Raw genomic sequence first — 16,639 nt, 5'->3', positions numbered from 1 at the left:
ATTCTATGGAAATTAATCAGGTCATTGAAAAAACGGCACGCGATGCTTATGGCCGATTGCTCTCCTATTTGGCCGTAAATTGGCGGGACCTTCAGGCTGTCGAGGATGCGCTGGGAGATGCTTTTCTCGCCGCGCTAGAAACTTGGCCTAAGGTCGGCGTTCCGGACAAGCCCGAAGCATGGCTGGTTACTGCCGCCCGCAGGAGGCTTATCGACCGAGCACGACGCACCCGTATTTCCGAAAGCGCGCTGCCGACGCTTTTTGCCATGTCCGAGGATGCACAGCGACTGACTTCTTCAAGTGCCGCCTTTCCGGACGAACGACTAAGGATGATGTTTCTTTGTACGCATCCGACAATTGATGCTGTGATGCGAACGCCTCTTATGTTGCAGACGGTGCTTGGAATCGACGCGGCTCGAATCGCGTCTGCATTCATCACCAAACCCGCCACGATGAGTCAGCGGCTTACTCGGGCAAAAGCAAAAATTCGTGCCGAACGCCTCACTTTTGAAATGCCCGATGCAGAAGAGATCCCGGATCGTCTCGAACCCGTTCTGGAGGCCATTTACGCTGCTTACGGGAGCGGGTGGGATGAGGCAACTATTGCAAATTCGCCTCGCAGGGGATTGGCGGAGGAAGCCGTTTATCTGGGAAAGCTGCTTCTCCAATTTGCCCCCCGGGAACCGGAGGTTTACGGTCTTCTGGCGCTTATGCTGCACTGTGAAGCGCGCCGTGAGGCGCGGCATGACGACGAGGGGAACTATATTCCCCTCTCCGAGCAAGATTGCACGCGATGGGATTTGGGTTTGACCATGGAGGCGGAGCGTTATCTGCATGCTGCTTCGCAGGCAGGCAGAATCGGCCGCTTTCAACTCATGGCTGCCATTCAGTCGGTGCATGCGCAACGTTCAAGCTCCGGGCGTATCGAGTGGGAGGCGATTGCTCAGTTATACGAGGGCCTCATTCGTATGCACCCGACTCTGGGCGCATTAGTCGGCCGAGCCGCCGCGGTTGCGGAGGCTTATGGATCGGAACGCGGCATTGCCTTGCTGGAAGCTATTCCGCCTGAAGAAGTGGTGAATTATCAGCCCTATTGGGCGCTTGCCGGTCATTTGTACAAGCGGACGAATCGACAAGAAGACGCCCGCTCTGCTTATAGCCGTGCCATTGGACTAAGTTCGGACGCTCCCGTTCGACAATTTTTAAGCCGCCAAGCTTCCGAGATCGGAATGCGGCATCGATAAAAGGATTTTGGAGGGCACCCAATAGGATAGGGGATGCACTAAGGTTATAACCTTGGGTGCATCCTCTTCTTTTTTAATTTAAGCATCAGATAGTACAGTTAAGCCCGATTAATCCATGTTAGTGCAGGGATTGGAATGTTATGTTTGACCACAAGGTTGCAGGAAAGGTTAGAAGTGACGGTCATAATTGAATTTAATGGGGGGGGGGGGGAGTACTGACCGAAGAGCATCATGCTTTCATTCTGATACTGGAATAAGAGGTGGGAACGACATGAAGGCGCTTGTTATCGAAAAGCCTTTTCAAGCTAAAGTTCTGGAGGTTGCGTATCCGAAACCGCGAGACAATGAAGTCACGATAAAAGTGGAACGCACAGGGATTTGCGGGACGGATATTCATATTTATGAAGGCACTTATTTATCATCCTATCCGCTGATTCCCGGTCATGAGTTTTCCGGAACGGTTCATGAGCTTGGATCCAATGTCGCCGGATACGCGGTAGGGGACAGAGTGAGCTCTGATCCGAATATTTTTTGCGGACATTGCGAATATTGTCAGACCCGCCGATCGAATCAATGCGTAAATTTCGCAGCTACGGGCGTGACGAGAAATGGAAGCATGGCAGAGTTTGTCCGTGTACCCGCACATACGCTTGTTAAGCTGCCGGCTCAAATGACGTTTCAACAAGGTGCTTTTATTGAGCCGATGGCCTGCGTCGTATACGCCATGAATCGTTTGCAAATTCAGGCGGGGAACAGAGTCATTCTGTTTGGAGCGGGCGCGATGGGGCAACAGCTCTTACAAGCGATCTCGAGCTCGGGAGCCGCCGAGTTGGTTGTCGTGGATGTTTCTTCGCCTAAGCTGGAAATGGCGATGAAATTCGGCGCGACCAGGACGGTATTAAGCAAGGATCAGGACGCGCTTTTATGCGGACAAACCTTCGATATCGTTGTAGAGGCGACAGGTATTCCGTCCGTCATTGAAAAGGCGTTTACCTATATGGGGCCTGCCGCGAAATACTTGCAATTCGGAGTAGCCGAACAGGATGTCACTGTCCCGCTGAATCCATTTAAGTTGTTCAATAAAGATTGGACGATTTTAGGCTCGATGGCGGTCCATTATACAACGATTCCCGCGATGAGGTGGATCCATGAAGGACGCATCCAGGTCGACCATTTGGTATCGCAGACATTAACTTTAGAGCAAGCGGTCGACTTTTTTAATGGTCCGAAGAGTCGAGATTTCCTCAAGACGCAAATACAACTTTAGAGAAGAAAACGGAGTGATCTATCATGAGGTTCGAACACGTTCAGTCAGATGTAACCGTCATCGGCGGAGGCCTTTCGGGAGTATGCGCGGCAGTTGCTGCCGCGCGCTTGGGCAAGACGGTGTCGCTCGTTCAGAACCGTCCCGTATTGGGCGGCAACTCAAGCAGCGAAGTTCGCGTTTGGGTCGTAGGGGCAACGGGTCATGGCGTGAACAGGTACGCCAGGGAGACGGGGATTCTAGGCGAAATGTTTGTAGAGAATCAATACGCGAACCCGGAAGGCAATCCTTACTACTGGGATCTTATTGTCTTAGAGAAGGTGCGCAGCGAACCGAATATTCAATTGTTTTTAAATACGGATGTGCATGAGGTCGAAGCGGATGGAGATGAAAATTCTCGTCAAATTCGTACCGTAACGGGCTGGATGATGGGTTCGGAACGTAAAATACGCTTTGAAAGCCCCGTATTCCTGGACTGCACGGGAGACGGCCTCGTCGGTTTTCTAGCGGGTGCCAAATATCAAATCGGGCGCGAGGCGAAGCACGAGTTCCATGAAGCTTGGGCGCCTGAGGTATCCGATCATATTACTCTGGGAAGCACGTTGCTATTCTATACGAAGGACGCGGGACGTCCCGTGAAGTTCGTTCCGCCGAGCTTTACGAAGGATATTACGCAAACGGCGATTCCAATCAAAAGAGTTCTGAACAGCGGAGATTCGGGTTGTCACTATTGGTGGATCGAGTGGGGGGGAGCGGAGGAAATAGATACGCTCCATGACAATGAACGAATTCGCGACGAGTTATGGTCTGTCATCTATGGAATCTGGGATTATATTAAAAACTCGGGAAAATTCAATGCGGATAATATGACGTTGGAATGGGTCGGCAGCGTCCCCGGCAAAAGGGAATTTCGTCGATTTAAAGGAGATTACGTATTAAATCAGAACGATTTGGAGCGTCAGACGCAATTCGAGGATTACGTGACGTTCGGAGGTTGGTCGATCGACCTGCATCCGCCTGAGGGGATGTATGCCTCCGACTACACATCCAAGCATTTTCACTCGGATGGAATCTATCAAATTCCCTATCGTTCGCTATACTCGGTCAATGTAAACAATCTTCTTTTCGCGGGAAGAAATATTAGCGCAACCCATATTGCATTCGGATCGTCGCGAGTGATGGGTACTTGCGCGTCAGTCGGACAAGCAGCGGGAATTGCGGCAGCGCTATGCGTTGAACATGGTGTTTCGCCTAGGGAAATTTACCGAAATCACTTGAAACAATTACAGCAGACTCTCCTGTGGGAAGATGCTTCCGTTATAGGAATAAAGAATGAGGATGCGGCGGATCTTGCGCTCCAAGCGACGGTAACGGCATCAGGTTATTTGAATCATCTTGCGGTAGAGCAGGCTGATGAGGAATTCGAGCTTTGTACGGATGTTGCCTTGTTGCTGCCGGTCGATCCTAAGATCGACAAGATCCAAATTTTGCTTGATGCGGCCAAGGACACGACAGTTGTAGTTGAAATTTGGGATACGGGAAGATCGGAAAACTATATTCCGCATACTCTTCAAGCAAGCGATTCTCAAGCTGTAGAGAAAGGTAGTAAACAATGGGTTGAATTTAATCTGCCTTGGGCGCCTGAGCGCTTACAAAATGCTTTCGTCATCATTAAAGAAAACCCGGACGTATCTGTTTATCTATCGCATAAACCGATGAGCGGCGTTCTTTCGTTCGTGAAAGAGAAAGCCTTGAATGTTGCCCGCGGCATGGAGTCGCTGAATCAAGATCAGTTAGTCGTAAAATGGAACATGAAGCGCGTGGTTCGCAAGCCTTTCTGCTTCCGTTTGGTTAATGAAACGAAAGCATTTGAACCCAATAAAGTCATTGACGGATTCATGCGCCCATTCGGCGGACCGCATATGTGGCTCGCAGAGCATCGGGAGCATGAAGCTTGGGTTCAATTGAGTTGGGACAAAGCGATAAGCGTCAACGAAATCCACGTCACTTTCAACGATGACGTCAATGAGGATCTGATTAATCTGCATCACCATCGGACTGAATTCGACGTGGTACCGGAATTGGTCAAGGACTACCGTCTGGAGACGCTGGAGAATGGCCATTGGCGAGTTCTATTTGAAGTCAAGAGCAATCGTCAACGCAAAAGGGTTCACGCGCCGGAGAACGCGGTTCGAACGCAGCAGCTAAGACTTGTCGTAGAACAAACGAATGGGACCGCTTATGCCGAAGTCGTAGAGATCCGCGTGCGCTAGATTAAAATAAGGAAACAAGAGGATGTCCCAGAAGCTTCGGCTTCCGAGACATCCTCTTGTCTTGCTTCCGTTATACAAATTGGCGTTGCGAAGAAGCGATGCTTCGGTATTCCGTAGGCGTAACGCCTTCCATTTTTTTGAAGCACCTGCTGAAATAGAAGGCATCGTTAAAGCCGACTAACTCCGAAATTTCTCCGATATTATGATAGCCTTCCTTCATCAATTCTTTGGACATATTGATGCGTACGGTAAGCAAAAATTCAATCGGAGAGCTTCCGGTAATTTCTTTAAAGATGACCTGAAGATAAGACTGACTGAGTTGGACATAGTCGGCCAAATCCTGAAGCTTCACCTTTTTCGCATAGTTATCAAGAATGTATCGAGTTATTTTCTCTACTTTCCTGATTTTATCGTAATTGAAAGATTGCTTGGAGGAATTCCATAGCAATAGAAGGTTAAGCATCTCCATGAAATAGGAGCGTTCTTTAGACACTTTATTGAATGTTGCGGGCGATATCCATTCCTTCGTTAAATTCTGAAACAAGCTGAGCACTCTAGAGAACAGATGCGAGTCGTCGATGTGGAGAAAAGAAGGTAACGGCAAGGGGATATCTCTCTTGACCCAGTCGTTATCCTCGTACAAAAGGCAGGAATATTGAAAATCCATACCGTAGCATTTCATTGGATTTTCTTCGAAGGTGTATCCCCATCTAACATCGCCGGGTTTGAAATAGATCAAATCTCCCTTGGCAACCCGTTTTTCTTCGTTACATCCTATGACTGCTTCACCATCATAGACAAGGATAAAGGAGTGAGTGTCCCAGATCTTTCGATGATTGACCCATGAACCATTGACCATCCTGTGTATGACCTGAGTAAAATGCGGAACCATGTTGTGTAAGTCGCCTAGAGCATCGTTCATAGGAATCACCTGCAATATTTCGAATCTGATATCGTAAGCGCATACATTATTGTTTTTATGTTGACGATGTTATCACAATTTAATAATGCATATCAAGGTGATTAGTTCATGGTAAGCCCTTTCTCCGTATGTTAGTTTTTACTTGTTAACAAATCTCGAAGAGAACAATAGAAAGGAGCTTAGGATATGAGGCACCGGACGATGATTGACCACAATTTAGGGGGAAATTACAAAATGGGAAATCAGAAAATACGAAAAACTCTGTTAATGCTCATGCTCTGTTGCGTAATGATATTTGCCGCTGCTTGTCAATCGAAAACGGAAGACGGAGAAGGAACATCCTCTGGAACAACAACGATTAAGATGTGGACCTTTCTAGACCCCAATGGGACGAGCCCGAGAGAAGCCGCGCTAAAGCAAATTATTCAAAACTTCGAAAGAGACAATTCAAATATTAAAGTCGTGGTAGAACCGCAGACATGGGACACGCTTGGCACCAAGTTTCTTGCTGCGCATCAAACGGGCAATGCGCCGGATGTAATCTGGACCAACATGGGCGATTTTGGAACCGTTCTGCAACAAAATGCCGTGGCCGATTTTGAAAGCCTTTTCTTGAACGAATGGTCTAAGGAAGACCTTGAAGATATCGATGATGCTTACTGGAAATTCGGAAATAAAGACGGCAAGCATTATCAAGTTACGTTATCAAGAAACTATATCGCTCTCCTGTACCGAGAAGATTTGTTGAAGGAGAAAGGTATCGAGCTTCCGTTCAAGTCTTGGGATGATCTCATCGATGCGGCTACGAAGCTGACGGAGAAGGATTCGGCAACCGGCCTCCAAAGATATGGCTTAGGGCAAGCATTTAGCGCAGAGTCTACCGATCCGCAAGTGTTCGCGCCATCCGCCATTAGCAAGCAAGGGGATCTGTTCGCGGAAGACGGCAAAGCGAATTGGAGTACGGATGCGGGAGTCGCATCGATGGAGCTCCAATTGGATATGGTTAGAAAGCATAAAGTTACGCCGGATAACGCAGTGTCGTCTACCGTAGAGGATGTCTACAACGACTTCAAGGCGGGAAGATATGCCATGATGATCGGCGCAGGCGTGAGGGTTCCTACGCTGCAAGCGGAATCTACCTTTGATGGAAGCACGGTTCAAATGACTTACTTCCCGGGTGAAGATGGGACATCGTTCTCTCCAGGCGTTATCAACGGATGGAATGTGAGCATATGGTCCGGAAGCAAGCATAAACAAGAGGCCGGTAAGTTAATACAGCATTTGATCAATAAAGAGTCCGATGAGATCTGGATGAAGACGGGCGGCCAAGTGCCGGTTCGCAAATCCACCGTTCAAAGCAATTCCGATTTCTTGAATAAGCCGGACAAGAAATACTTGTCTGTCATGGCGGAAGGGTTTGCTTCGCACGGTTATGCGCAGCCTTGGCAATTCCCGATTAGCGGATGGCAGGCCGATCTGAATAACGTCGCTCAGGATGTATTGGTGAAAGGCAAAGATGTCAAAGCGGCTTTGGAAGCTGCCGAGAAGGTATTCAATGATAGAGTCGGAGCAGATTAATGAAGTCCGATGATTGAATAGCAATAATCCTTCTTAACTGCTGCGAGCAGGCAAGTCGGTCCGCGGCAGTTAAGAGGATAAGGCAATTCGTGCAGCACTGGAGGGACAAACTTGTGAGAGCGAATAAATTGGGAGCTATACTGGTCGCGCCGAGCATCTTGTTTTTATCTGTAATCCTGATCATCCCGCTGTTTTTTACAATTTATATTAGCCTTTATGACATGAAGTATTTGCAACTTGGAAACTTTGTGGGACTTAAAAATTATATAAAGGTATTTACGAGCGAAGATGTCTTGTCCTCGCTGTCGATCACGTTCGTTGCGACTTTTGTGGGATTATTCATATCGATCGTATCGGGCACATTGCTTGCGTTATGGATCAATTCGAAGAAGGGCTTTACCGCCTATATTATCCAGATCATTGTGTTAATCCCTTGGGTAATCTCAATGGTTGTCGGGGCCCTGTTGTGGAAATGGATCTTCAATAACTTGGGGTTGTTGAATTACATTCTGGATGGAATCGGCCTTCAAGAGGCGGATCTATTAGGTAATCCCACAACGGCACCTATCGCATTGATATTCGTAATAGCATGGCGCACGATCGGATTTGCAATGGTCTTGATTCTAGCGGGATTGAAGAGTATTCCGAAGGAGCTTATAGAGGCCGGACAAGTGGATGGCACAAACAAGTGGCAAACGTTCTGGCTCATTAAAATGCCGCTGTTGAAAACGCCGATTATGGTTACATCGATTATTCTTATGCTTAGTAATTTTAACAATGTGGACGTACCTATGGTATTAACGGGCGGCGGTCCGGGCGATGCGACAAACGTGATCACAATGGAATTATATCACCAGGGATTTGTCTACTATAATTTCGGAGTTGCCAGCGCGCTATCTTTTATCGTGCTCATGATTAATATTTTGTTAATCTCGCTTTACATCAGGATGGTGAAATATGAGATCTAAAGGACTAAACGTTGCTTTCTTGGGATCATTAAAGTCGGTTGCGCTGTTTCTCATATTTGGGTTCGTTATCGTTATCAATATCGTCCCCATCCTCTGGGGAGTTAAAACTTCAATTATGTCTCCCTCTGATATCTTTGCATTTCCGCCCAAAATATTTAACTTTGAAGCTTCTTTTGAACACTATATAAGGATTTTCGAAGGGGGCTATTTAAGCACCTTCGTCAACAGTATTTTGTACTGCGTTGCCTCCATTGCTTTTGGATTGATTCTCGGATTGTTAGCCGCGTATGGATTCGATAGATTCTCGTTCAGGTTTAAGAAACCGATGTTTTACTTGATCGTATTCTGTATCCCTTTATCTATCGGCAGTTCGGCGCTTATCATCCCTAACTATTTGTATATGAGTCAATTGGGTTTTTTGAATGAGTGGTACACATTACCGATACTCTATACGGCTTATAATCTCCCTATGGCGATTTGGATCATTAAATCGGGCGTGGAAACGATTCCCGTCGAAGTAGACGAAGCGGCAACGATTGACGGCGCATCCCGGTTCTACATCGTATTCGGAATGGTTTCGGTATTGTGCAGGCCCGCATTGGCGGCAGCGGCGTTATTCATCTTCTTGGGCGCGTGGAATGAATTTATTCTTTCGTCCATTATGATTAACAGTCCTAATCTAAGACCCGTGCAGCTTGCGATCTATCAATATTTAGGCTTCTTTGGCCAAGAGTGGGGGCCGCTCACCGCCGCGGCGGCTACCGCAATTATTCCATCGATTATCGTCTTCACGTTCCTGGGCAAGATGTTGATTTCCGGACTAACCGCGGGCTCCGTGAAATCGTGAATCGGGACTTCATTTGACAGCATTGAGAGGATGAATCGGAAGTATGAAATTCAACGGAGAAATTGCAGTCGTTACGGGCGGCTATTCGGGGATTGGCGCAGCCGCCGTGAAGAAGTTGTTGGATAATGGGGCGATTTGCATTGTACTTGGACGCAGCGCCGATCGCGCGAATGAATTCATCCGGAGCAAGCCCGTATATACTGGCAAATTGCATTTCTATCAAGCGGATGTATCCAATGCGGAGCAAATTGGACAAGTCGTTGAGCAGATCGGGCATGATTTCGGCCATATTCATATGCTGGTCAATTGTGCAGGGATGAATTTCCGCAAGGCAGCCGTAGATTACACTTACGAAGAGTGGAAACAGATCATCGATACAAACCTGGCAGGCACATTCTTCGCCTCCACCGCAGCCGCGAAAGTAATGAAGCAGAACAATGGGGGGCGCATTGTTAATATCGGGTCTATGCTCTCCCACTATGGGGTACACAATGTGGCTATCTATGGCGCAGCTAAGGGCGGCGTGTCGCAGATTACGAGAACGCATGCGACCGAGTTTGCCGACTACGGCATTCGCGTAAACCAAGTAAGCCCCGGCTATATTGCAACTCCGTTCGTGGATCTCTCGCTTCCGGAAAACCGAAATTACCGTGACAGACTGATTAAACGTACACCTTTGAAACGATTGGGAACTCCTGACGATGTAGCGAATATGATTGTCTTTCTACTCTCGGAGGAAGCATCCTTTGTGACAGGACAGGTCATTGCAGTCGATGGCGGCATATTGGGTGGAGACCCTACGTTGAATCCGTTAGCGAATGAATAGGTTAACAACAATCAAGAATAACTTATACAGGGGTGCCCAATGAAAAGAGCGGTTCTAGTCGGTGAAAAGCTCATGCAAATGGAAGATGCAGCAAGACCGGTAGTAAAGCCAAATGAAGTATTAGTGGAGAATGATGCATGCGGGATTTGTGGTTCGGATCTTCATATCTATGGAGGAAACCATCCCGTATTGAAGCCTCCTGTCAGAATGGGGCATGAATTTGCAGGCAGAGTTGTGGAAGTAGGGGCAGACGTAAAAGCGATCCAGCCGGGCGACTACGTCTGCGCGATTCCGGGAGTGGGCTGCGGGGAATGCGAGCCATGCCGTGCGGGGAATTTCAATCTTTGCCGTGACCTGAAGGTCATTGGCGGTTTCTATCCTGGGGGATTTGCGGAATATACAGCCGTACCGGAGTACAATATCGTAAAAATTCCGGAGCAATTCAGCGCGACAGCGGGTGCAATGGTTGAAAGTGCTGCTGTAGCGGTGCATGCAGTTAGAAGAATGAAGGCTGTCGAAGGAAAGAAAATAGCAGTTCTTGGAGCGGGTCCGATCGGACTCTTGATCATTCAGGTGCTCAAAGCGTTCGGAGCTGCATTGGTTGTCGCATCAGACCCCATTGAGAGCAGAAGGGATATTGCAAGCAGATTAGGCGCGGATATCGTGATAGATCCGGCCAATGAGAATGTAGAAGAACGTATCCAAGCGGAGGTTGGCAGACTAGGACTAGATGGTGCTTTTGATGTTGCGGGAATAGAATTAACGTTACGGCAAGCTTTGGCCATTACTAAAAATGGCGGTGAAATCGTAATCACGGCATTGGTCAGCAAAGATCCTGTTTTTCCAATCAAACTGCTGCAAAGAGCCGAAAAAACATTGCTAGGGACTCAAATGTATGTCAAGCAGGATTACGACATTGCCATTCAATTGATCCAAGAGCGGAAGATCAAAGTGGATGAAATGGTCACTCATCGCTTTGATCTGGAACAGATCGCAGAGGCGTTCACGCTCGCGGCAAGCGGCGCATCTGATGTAGGCAAGATTATTATTGATATTAAGAAGTAGAAGCCGAGCAAAACTTTTAATTGCCCGCGATCAGAGGAATCAAGCCTCGGGCAATCCGCATGTGCCCCTTGTCGTTCGGGTGAACCGGTAACGATCCTGCGGCGCCATCTTCCAAACGTCCGTTTCGATAACCCGCAATGAGTTCGGCTTGGTTGTTGGCGAACCATTGATGAACGGATGCGAGCTTCGTGCGGTAACGGAAAGCAATTCGTTGCGTAATTCCGTTCAGAGCTTGAATGGATTGAACAGCTATGGGAGCGTTCGGAAAAGGGTTATACTGCGTACATAATATAATTGAAGTTTTACTAAGCCGACGAGTATCCTTAACAATCGCGATTACATCGTGTTCGTACTGCGACAAAAGCTTCGGAATCGCTTGAGTCCCTGCACCCTTCAGGATAAGCAACCCTGCCGCAATTAAATTATCGCCGCCGATCCAAATGCTCGTGACGGAGGATTTGCGCACAGGGGAGTAATCATGTTCCGATAAAGCGAGCCGTAAATCCGTACTTGTCCAGCTGGGATACGCGAATGTGCCGACTGCCGTCGGACATGACTTCTCTCGCAACCATTTTGCCACAACGCAGGGGTACGCCGATGTCGGGGAGCTTGCGCCGATACCGGCGGTGATGGAGTCTCCGAGCGCGGTATATGTTTTCATCTGGCGATTGTCTCCTTCCTTATAGGTACCTTAGTTTATGCTTTTTTTGTATGTTTTGAATAGACGATAATCATGGGGACGATCCGTACAATCTACGACTTATTGACGGTCAAGATTGATTTCCTCTTCGGTACCGGCATCGGAAGGATCCGGGGTTATCCAATTCCCTAAGGGGGAAGTAAGCATAAGTGCATGCACAGCGGCGGATCCGATCCGTCGCTGTTTTGTTGCGATGCAGCGCTGCGCTAAAGGGTAATAATAAGCCCGGCAGATGTCTTTTTCACCGTCGCTTGTGTTAAAATTTATCCGATGATTGGAGAGGTGAACATGGGAAATACGGAAAAGTTTGAAATGATAGCGAACATATACGACACTCCCGAAAGAATCCAAATCGCCAAGGTATCATCAGATGCCATTCGTGAATACTTAATTGACGCTAAAAGTAAGAAGGCTATCGATTTTGGTTGCGGGACCGGTCTTGTCGGCATGAACTTGCTGAACGAGTTTAATTCCATGCTTTTTCTGGATACATCGCCAAGCATGATTGATCAAATCAAGCAAAAAATTTCGGATTTAAATATTCGGAACGCGGATACATTATGCTTTGATTTTGAGAAGGAAGATCTATCGGATTTACGTGCCGACTATATTTTTATGGCTCAGGTTCTACTTCATATTAATGATGTTGAATTCGTTTTATCAAGGTTATTCGATGTTCTGAATGAAGGAGGACATTTGCTCATCGTAGATTTTGATAAAAATGAAAATATCGTTTCGGATATCGTTCATAACGGATTCCATCAAGATGAACTAACCGACAAGATGACGAAAATAGGGTATAAGAATATTCAATCCAAAACTTTTTATACCGGAAGTAAAATATTCATGGGACAGGATGCGTCTATGTTTGTTCTTGATTCTCAAAAGTAAACTAATGAGGCCATAACGATTCTCCGATAGTCCCTTGAAAACATTATCTCTAGCGCTCATCCTTCGGAAAAAGCTCAACAACAACTTTCTGGCTGCCATCAAGCTTGACCCGAAACAGGCCATTCTCGCCGGAGTATACGAACCAGTCACCGACAAGCTTATATTCTAACAATGGGTCGAACTGGCCCGACATGATCCGTTGCTTGAGTCCAGAGCTATCTGCTTTCTTCCGCTCCAGTACAGTTTTCCCGCCATTCGTCTCATAAGTGTAATAAATCCAGCCGTCTTTAGCTGTTAAGAAGTTAGTCATATTCCCTGTTAGCTGGATAGGCTTTCCACCACTAAGGTTTACTTTATAAATCGGACCGTTGAAGGTTAATGTGCCTGGTTCACTATCTAGCACTATACAGTAATACATCCAGTTCCCGTCGATTATATTCCCCCCCGTATTGCCGGAAAGCTTAATCTTCTTCGTACCATCAATATTGATCCGGTAGAATGAGTGGTCAGTCGATTGATAGAAAATTGTGCTATTCATTACAAGACCAGGGTCATAACGTTCTCCAAACATCGCGACGAAACGCAAACCTCCAGGAACGTTCCCGGCATTCGACGCAATACCGCTATGATAGTCATCGGCAATTTTAACTCGTCCTTTACCGTTAAGACCGACACGGAACAATTCGCCTCCGTAGCGATCCTCGTTAAGAAGTACATAATACAAATATCCGTTATAAATAGCCATCGAGTAATAATCTAGATTTCCATTATCTTTGAAAAGCGTTTTTACTCCGCTGCCGTCAAGATCAGCGACGTTGACATTCCCTTTCGTATACTCAGTGACAACTTCACCAGCCCATTCAACTTCATCTTTCTCCGTTCCTTCCCAATAAACAATAGAATTACCCGATTTAAAGAAAAATCGATATTGCTCTAGATCGTGCAGCTTATTCAAAAAGGGCTGATCGTCATGAATCGATAAGACATTCATATTTCGATTGTCACGAGTCACATAACCAGTCGGAGGCATAAAATATAGCAGCTTCTCTGAAGTAGCCAATTGATCCTGCGATCCATCGAAATAACGTTTACGCATGGTCCAGAAATCGTTATCCCAGTAATAAACCCATCCGGTGTCTGAAACTCCTATTAATTTATTCTCGTCAGCATCCGCCAACGTTTGTGCCATAACATCCTTCTGCTCCGCAGTAAACCTTGTTTGTTGTGCAGAAACGGTGTCTTCGCTGATAAGAAGCGCGAGAATGAGTATACCTGCAATTAATCCCTTCCACGACATCATTTGTTGTCTCCCCATTTAGTAAATTATATTTCTATTGTGCTACTTAGATTATCATAAATCGTAAAAAGTTGGTGGAAATTAGTAATCGGTCTGTTTGCCGTTTTTATAACTAGCAAGGGCCATCCCGCAAAAGGATGGCCCTTGAACTTGCCGTTACAGACAGTGCGAAGAACACTATCGTAAGCAAGGCGAAATATGGAGTCAGGAGAATAAATTTCTAAGTTGGATCGCCCAGTTCTTTCTTATATTGCACCGGCGTCTTGCCGAGCACGCGTCCGAAATCCGTAATGAAATGCTGCTGACTGCTGTACCCCAGCTCATAGGCGATATCCGCCCAATCGGGATTGTCGGTTTCCCGAATGCGTTGCGCCGCTCCTAACAGTTTATTCCTTTGAAGCTGCCACTTGATGCCGATTCCGACATACTCCTGAAAAAGCTGTTGAAGCCAGCGTTCGCTCTTGCCGATCCATTGCGCGACAGCGCTGACCGTCTGCAAGTTTTCGGTTTCGATCGCGTCGATGATTCGGTTAATCCGTTCGATGTTCGGGTCGATTTGCGGATGCCGGGCTTGAATAAGTTCGGCGATAACGCCGACCGCGGCGTCATCCGGCAAGGAAAGCGCATGTTCGATGACGGCTTGATCGGCCTCGGCGAATATGCGTTGCAGAGCGATCGTTTCATTGTGCAAGCCTGCCATCGACTCTTGCCATATCGCGCGGAACGCGCCCGGTCGAAACCTTGCGCCGATAATTCTGCCTGCGTCGGCTGCCTTGTAGTCCTTTCTGTCCCGGAACGTGCATTGGATGCCCGATTCCTCCATGGACATGAACACGTCGACATAAGGCCGATGCATAACCTGCTCCGATACATAGGTTTGCTCCATTCCTCTATCCCAGCAAATCGTCCAAAAGTGGTTTACGAACGGCCTTAAGTCGTCGGGAGGCAAATACGTATGAAAGCGAATATGCCGCTGAAAACCCGACGGATCCAAATGCCCGCCCGGTTTGTAAATGGCTGCGGATTTCTGTAATACGGTTCCGATGATCATCACCTACAATACGTGTAAGAGTTAATTAAACGAGCAACAATAAAAAGGAGATGGGCAGGCATGGCAAACGCGCCGAAATTAAGAGGAATGGCCAACGTAAGTTTTTGGGCGGGGGATCTCGTATCCGCAAAAAAATGGTATTCGAAGCTGTTGGGGATAGAGCCGTATTTTCAAGCCCCCGATTCCGAGAACCCTGCGTATATCGAGTATCGGATCGGAGATTTTCAGAACGAGCTGGGCATTATCGATAAGAAATACGCGCCGCGGGCAGCTTGCGTAACGGGACCGGGAGGAGCGACCCTTTACTGGCACGTGGACGATGTCGACGCCATGTTGAAAAAGCTGACGGAATACGGAGCCACGGAATACGAGCCCCTGACGCAACGCGGCGAGGATTGGTTCACGGCGTCGGTCGCCGATCCATTCGGCAACGTCATCGGGTTGATTCATAGTCCTCATTATAAAGAAGTATGGAATTCCCTTCGTCATTCTTAATATAAGGATGCATCAAATTTTACCATTCAATAGGGGAGATAGAAAGGAGCAATCGTTAATGGAAAATTCCGTCGAACGTTCGTTTATCGATTTCGCCGACTCTGCCGCATGGGAGACTTGGCTCTCGAATCATCATGACCGGCAGCAAGACGCCTGGTTGAGAATCGCCAAAAAAGGTTCCGGCGTCAGCTCGATCGTCATTTCGGAAGCGTTGGACATCGCCCTGTGTTATGGCTGGATCGATAGTCACCGTAAGTCATTCGACCAATCGTATTACTTGCAACGGTATTCGCCGAGGCGGAAGAAAAGCCCCTGGTCCTTGGTTAACGTTCAGAAGGCAGAGGAACTAATAGGAACAGGAAGAATGAAAGCTCCGGGTTATGCGGAAATTCGTCTGGCGCAGGCGGATGGAAGATGGGATGCGGCGTACGAATCGCAAAGGACCGCGGCGACTCCTCCGGATCTGGCAGCCGAGCTTGAACGGCATGAACAGGCTAAGCAGGCGTTCTTCGCGCTGGATAAGACGGCTCGATATGCGGTCCTCCTGCCGCTGCTGAAGGCAACGACGCCTAAGAATCGAGCGGATCAGCTGCATAAGGCGATTGAGAAATTAGGAGCCGCAGCCTTCGAACATCAACGTTAATCGATAAGCTCCCTCTTTCAATCCAAAAAACCGTTTGCAGAGCGGCAACCATGCTTTGCGTCTTCTCGTGCATCGCAGCGGCTCCCGAATATTCATTGCGTTCCGTCCAGCCCGTCGTGCAGATTACCCTACGCCATCGCTTTCTAGCAAGGAATAAAAGTTATCGCGGTCTTCGTCATCGAATTTGCCAATCGTCCGTACCCTGACAAATTCATGTCCGCCATACATGTCTATTTCCTCGCCATGCCTATTGTAGAGCGCGATCATATTGCCATCCCGGTTCAACTCCATGTACCCGTAACATTCTGCTACAGGCGCTTCACCGTAAAGGAGCATATATCTGATTTTGTCCACTCTGTTCATGCAGATCCTCCTTTTCCTTTGCGTGTACATCCCTTATCTCCTCATCGACCTGAAGCAAATTTTACGTGAAACCGGATGAATTGGAAAAAGCGATATCGCGCTTCATACTCGGAAATGGATTCCTATTTCGAAAGAATAAGGGGGATCCCCCGCTATGTCGCTCATATGCGCATTATCTCTTGACGAGACGAGATTTGGGGATTATGATAACG

General features: G+C 47.5%; 16 protein-coding genes. 11 read left to right on the top strand and 5 right to left on the bottom strand.

The window, feature by feature from the left end; genetic code table 11:
- The first annotated feature begins 5 nt into the window (after positions 1-5).
- The 3 genes from FPL14_RS13370 to FPL14_RS13360 all read left to right on the top strand — a co-directional run bounded on the left by FPL14_RS13370 (position 6) and on the right by FPL14_RS13360 (position 4,781).
- Entirely contained in the window at positions 6-1,244 is a 1,239-nt protein-coding gene (locus FPL14_RS13370; RefSeq protein ID WP_182303469.1) for an RNA polymerase sigma factor, read from the top strand.
- A gap of 271 nt (positions 1,245-1,515) precedes the next feature.
- Positions 1,516-2,511, top strand: coding sequence for a zinc-dependent alcohol dehydrogenase family protein (locus FPL14_RS13365; protein WP_182303468.1), 996 nt, complete (start codon positions 1,516-1,518; stop codon positions 2,509-2,511).
- 23 nt (positions 2,512-2,534) lie between these two features.
- On the top strand, positions 2,535-4,781 hold the full coding sequence (locus tag FPL14_RS13360; protein ID WP_182303467.1) for an FAD-dependent oxidoreductase: 2,247 nt from the start codon (positions 2,535-2,537) through the stop codon (positions 4,779-4,781).
- 70 nt (positions 4,782-4,851) lie between these two features.
- Here the strand turns inward: FPL14_RS13360 and FPL14_RS13355 are convergent, their stop codons facing one another.
- The gene (locus FPL14_RS13355) at positions 4,852-5,463 is read right to left on the bottom strand and encodes a helix-turn-helix domain-containing protein (protein ID WP_182303466.1); all 612 of its coding nucleotides are present in this window, start codon (positions 5,461-5,463) and stop codon (positions 4,852-4,854) included.
- A gap of 474 nt (positions 5,464-5,937) precedes the next feature.
- Here FPL14_RS13355 and FPL14_RS13350 point away from each other — a divergent pair, with 474 nt between their 5' ends.
- The 5 genes from FPL14_RS13350 to FPL14_RS13330 all read left to right on the top strand — a co-directional run bounded on the left by FPL14_RS13350 (position 5,938) and on the right by FPL14_RS13330 (position 10,987).
- Positions 5,938-7,281 carry an ABC transporter substrate-binding protein gene (locus FPL14_RS13350; protein WP_182303465.1) on the top strand — a complete coding sequence of 448 codons (1,344 nt, stop codon included), beginning with the start codon at positions 5,938-5,940 and terminating at the stop codon, positions 7,279-7,281.
- A gap of 113 nt (positions 7,282-7,394) precedes the next feature.
- Positions 7,395-8,249, top strand: coding sequence for a carbohydrate ABC transporter permease (locus tag FPL14_RS13345; RefSeq protein WP_182303464.1), 855 nt, complete (start codon positions 7,395-7,397; stop codon positions 8,247-8,249).
- The gene (locus tag FPL14_RS13340) at positions 8,239-9,096 is read left to right on the top strand and encodes a carbohydrate ABC transporter permease (RefSeq protein ID WP_324617912.1); all 858 of its coding nucleotides are present in this window, start codon (positions 8,239-8,241) and stop codon (positions 9,094-9,096) included. Before FPL14_RS13345 ends, FPL14_RS13340 begins: the two co-directional genes overlap by 11 nt.
- A 43-nt stretch (positions 9,097-9,139) precedes the next feature.
- Positions 9,140-9,922, top strand: a complete 783-nt coding sequence (locus FPL14_RS13335; protein ID WP_182303462.1) for an SDR family NAD(P)-dependent oxidoreductase — start codon at positions 9,140-9,142, stop codon at positions 9,920-9,922.
- A gap of 39 nt (positions 9,923-9,961) precedes the next feature.
- The gene (locus FPL14_RS13330) at positions 9,962-10,987 is read left to right on the top strand and encodes a zinc-dependent alcohol dehydrogenase (protein ID WP_182303461.1); all 1,026 of its coding nucleotides are present in this window, start codon (positions 9,962-9,964) and stop codon (positions 10,985-10,987) included.
- A gap of 16 nt (positions 10,988-11,003) precedes the next feature.
- Here FPL14_RS13330 and FPL14_RS13325 read toward each other — a convergent pair whose 3' ends face one another.
- Entirely contained in the window at positions 11,004-11,648 is a 645-nt protein-coding gene (locus FPL14_RS13325; protein ID WP_182303460.1) for an SGNH/GDSL hydrolase family protein, read from the bottom strand.
- A 327-nt stretch (positions 11,649-11,975) separates the two neighbouring features.
- On the opposite strand from FPL14_RS13325, the gene FPL14_RS13320 reads away from it, so the two are divergent.
- Positions 11,976-12,578, top strand: a complete 603-nt coding sequence (locus tag FPL14_RS13320) for a class I SAM-dependent methyltransferase (RefSeq protein ID WP_182303459.1) — start codon at positions 11,976-11,978, stop codon at positions 12,576-12,578.
- Positions 12,579-12,627: 49 nt separating this feature from the next.
- Here FPL14_RS13320 and FPL14_RS13315 read toward each other — a convergent pair whose 3' ends face one another.
- Together FPL14_RS13315 and FPL14_RS13310 are read right to left on the bottom strand one after the other, a co-directional pair.
- A complete protein-coding gene (locus tag FPL14_RS13315) occupies positions 12,628-13,878 on the bottom strand; it encodes a DUF5050 domain-containing protein (protein WP_182303458.1) in 1,251 nt (416 codons plus the stop codon).
- Positions 13,879-14,095: 217 nt separating this feature from the next.
- Positions 14,096-14,926 (bottom strand): helix-turn-helix domain-containing protein, encoded by an 831-nt coding sequence (locus FPL14_RS13310; protein WP_229263978.1) that lies wholly within the window; start codon positions 14,924-14,926, stop codon positions 14,096-14,098.
- 60 nt (positions 14,927-14,986) lie between these two features.
- On the opposite strand from FPL14_RS13310, the gene FPL14_RS13305 reads away from it, so the two are divergent.
- Both FPL14_RS13305 and FPL14_RS13300 read left to right on the top strand, forming a co-directional pair.
- Positions 14,987-15,421 (top strand): VOC family protein, encoded by a 435-nt coding sequence (locus FPL14_RS13305; protein WP_182303457.1) that lies wholly within the window; start codon positions 14,987-14,989, stop codon positions 15,419-15,421.
- Positions 15,422-15,479: 58 nt separating this feature from the next.
- Positions 15,480-16,064, top strand: a complete 585-nt coding sequence (locus tag FPL14_RS13300; RefSeq protein ID WP_182303456.1) for a YdeI/OmpD-associated family protein — start codon at positions 15,480-15,482, stop codon at positions 16,062-16,064.
- A 123-nt stretch (positions 16,065-16,187) separates the two neighbouring features.
- On the opposite strand, the gene FPL14_RS13295 is transcribed toward FPL14_RS13300, so the two are convergent.
- Positions 16,188-16,427, bottom strand: coding sequence for a hypothetical protein (locus tag FPL14_RS13295; protein ID WP_182303455.1), 240 nt, complete (start codon positions 16,425-16,427; stop codon positions 16,188-16,190).
- Positions 16,428-16,639: the final 212 nt, after the last annotated feature.

This window comes from Cohnella cholangitidis (genome assembly GCF_014107495.1).
GTDB classification, from domain to species: Bacteria; Bacillota; Bacilli; order Paenibacillales; family Paenibacillaceae; genus Cohnella; species Cohnella cholangitidis.
This window is presented reverse-complemented; position numbering and strand designations above follow the sequence as displayed.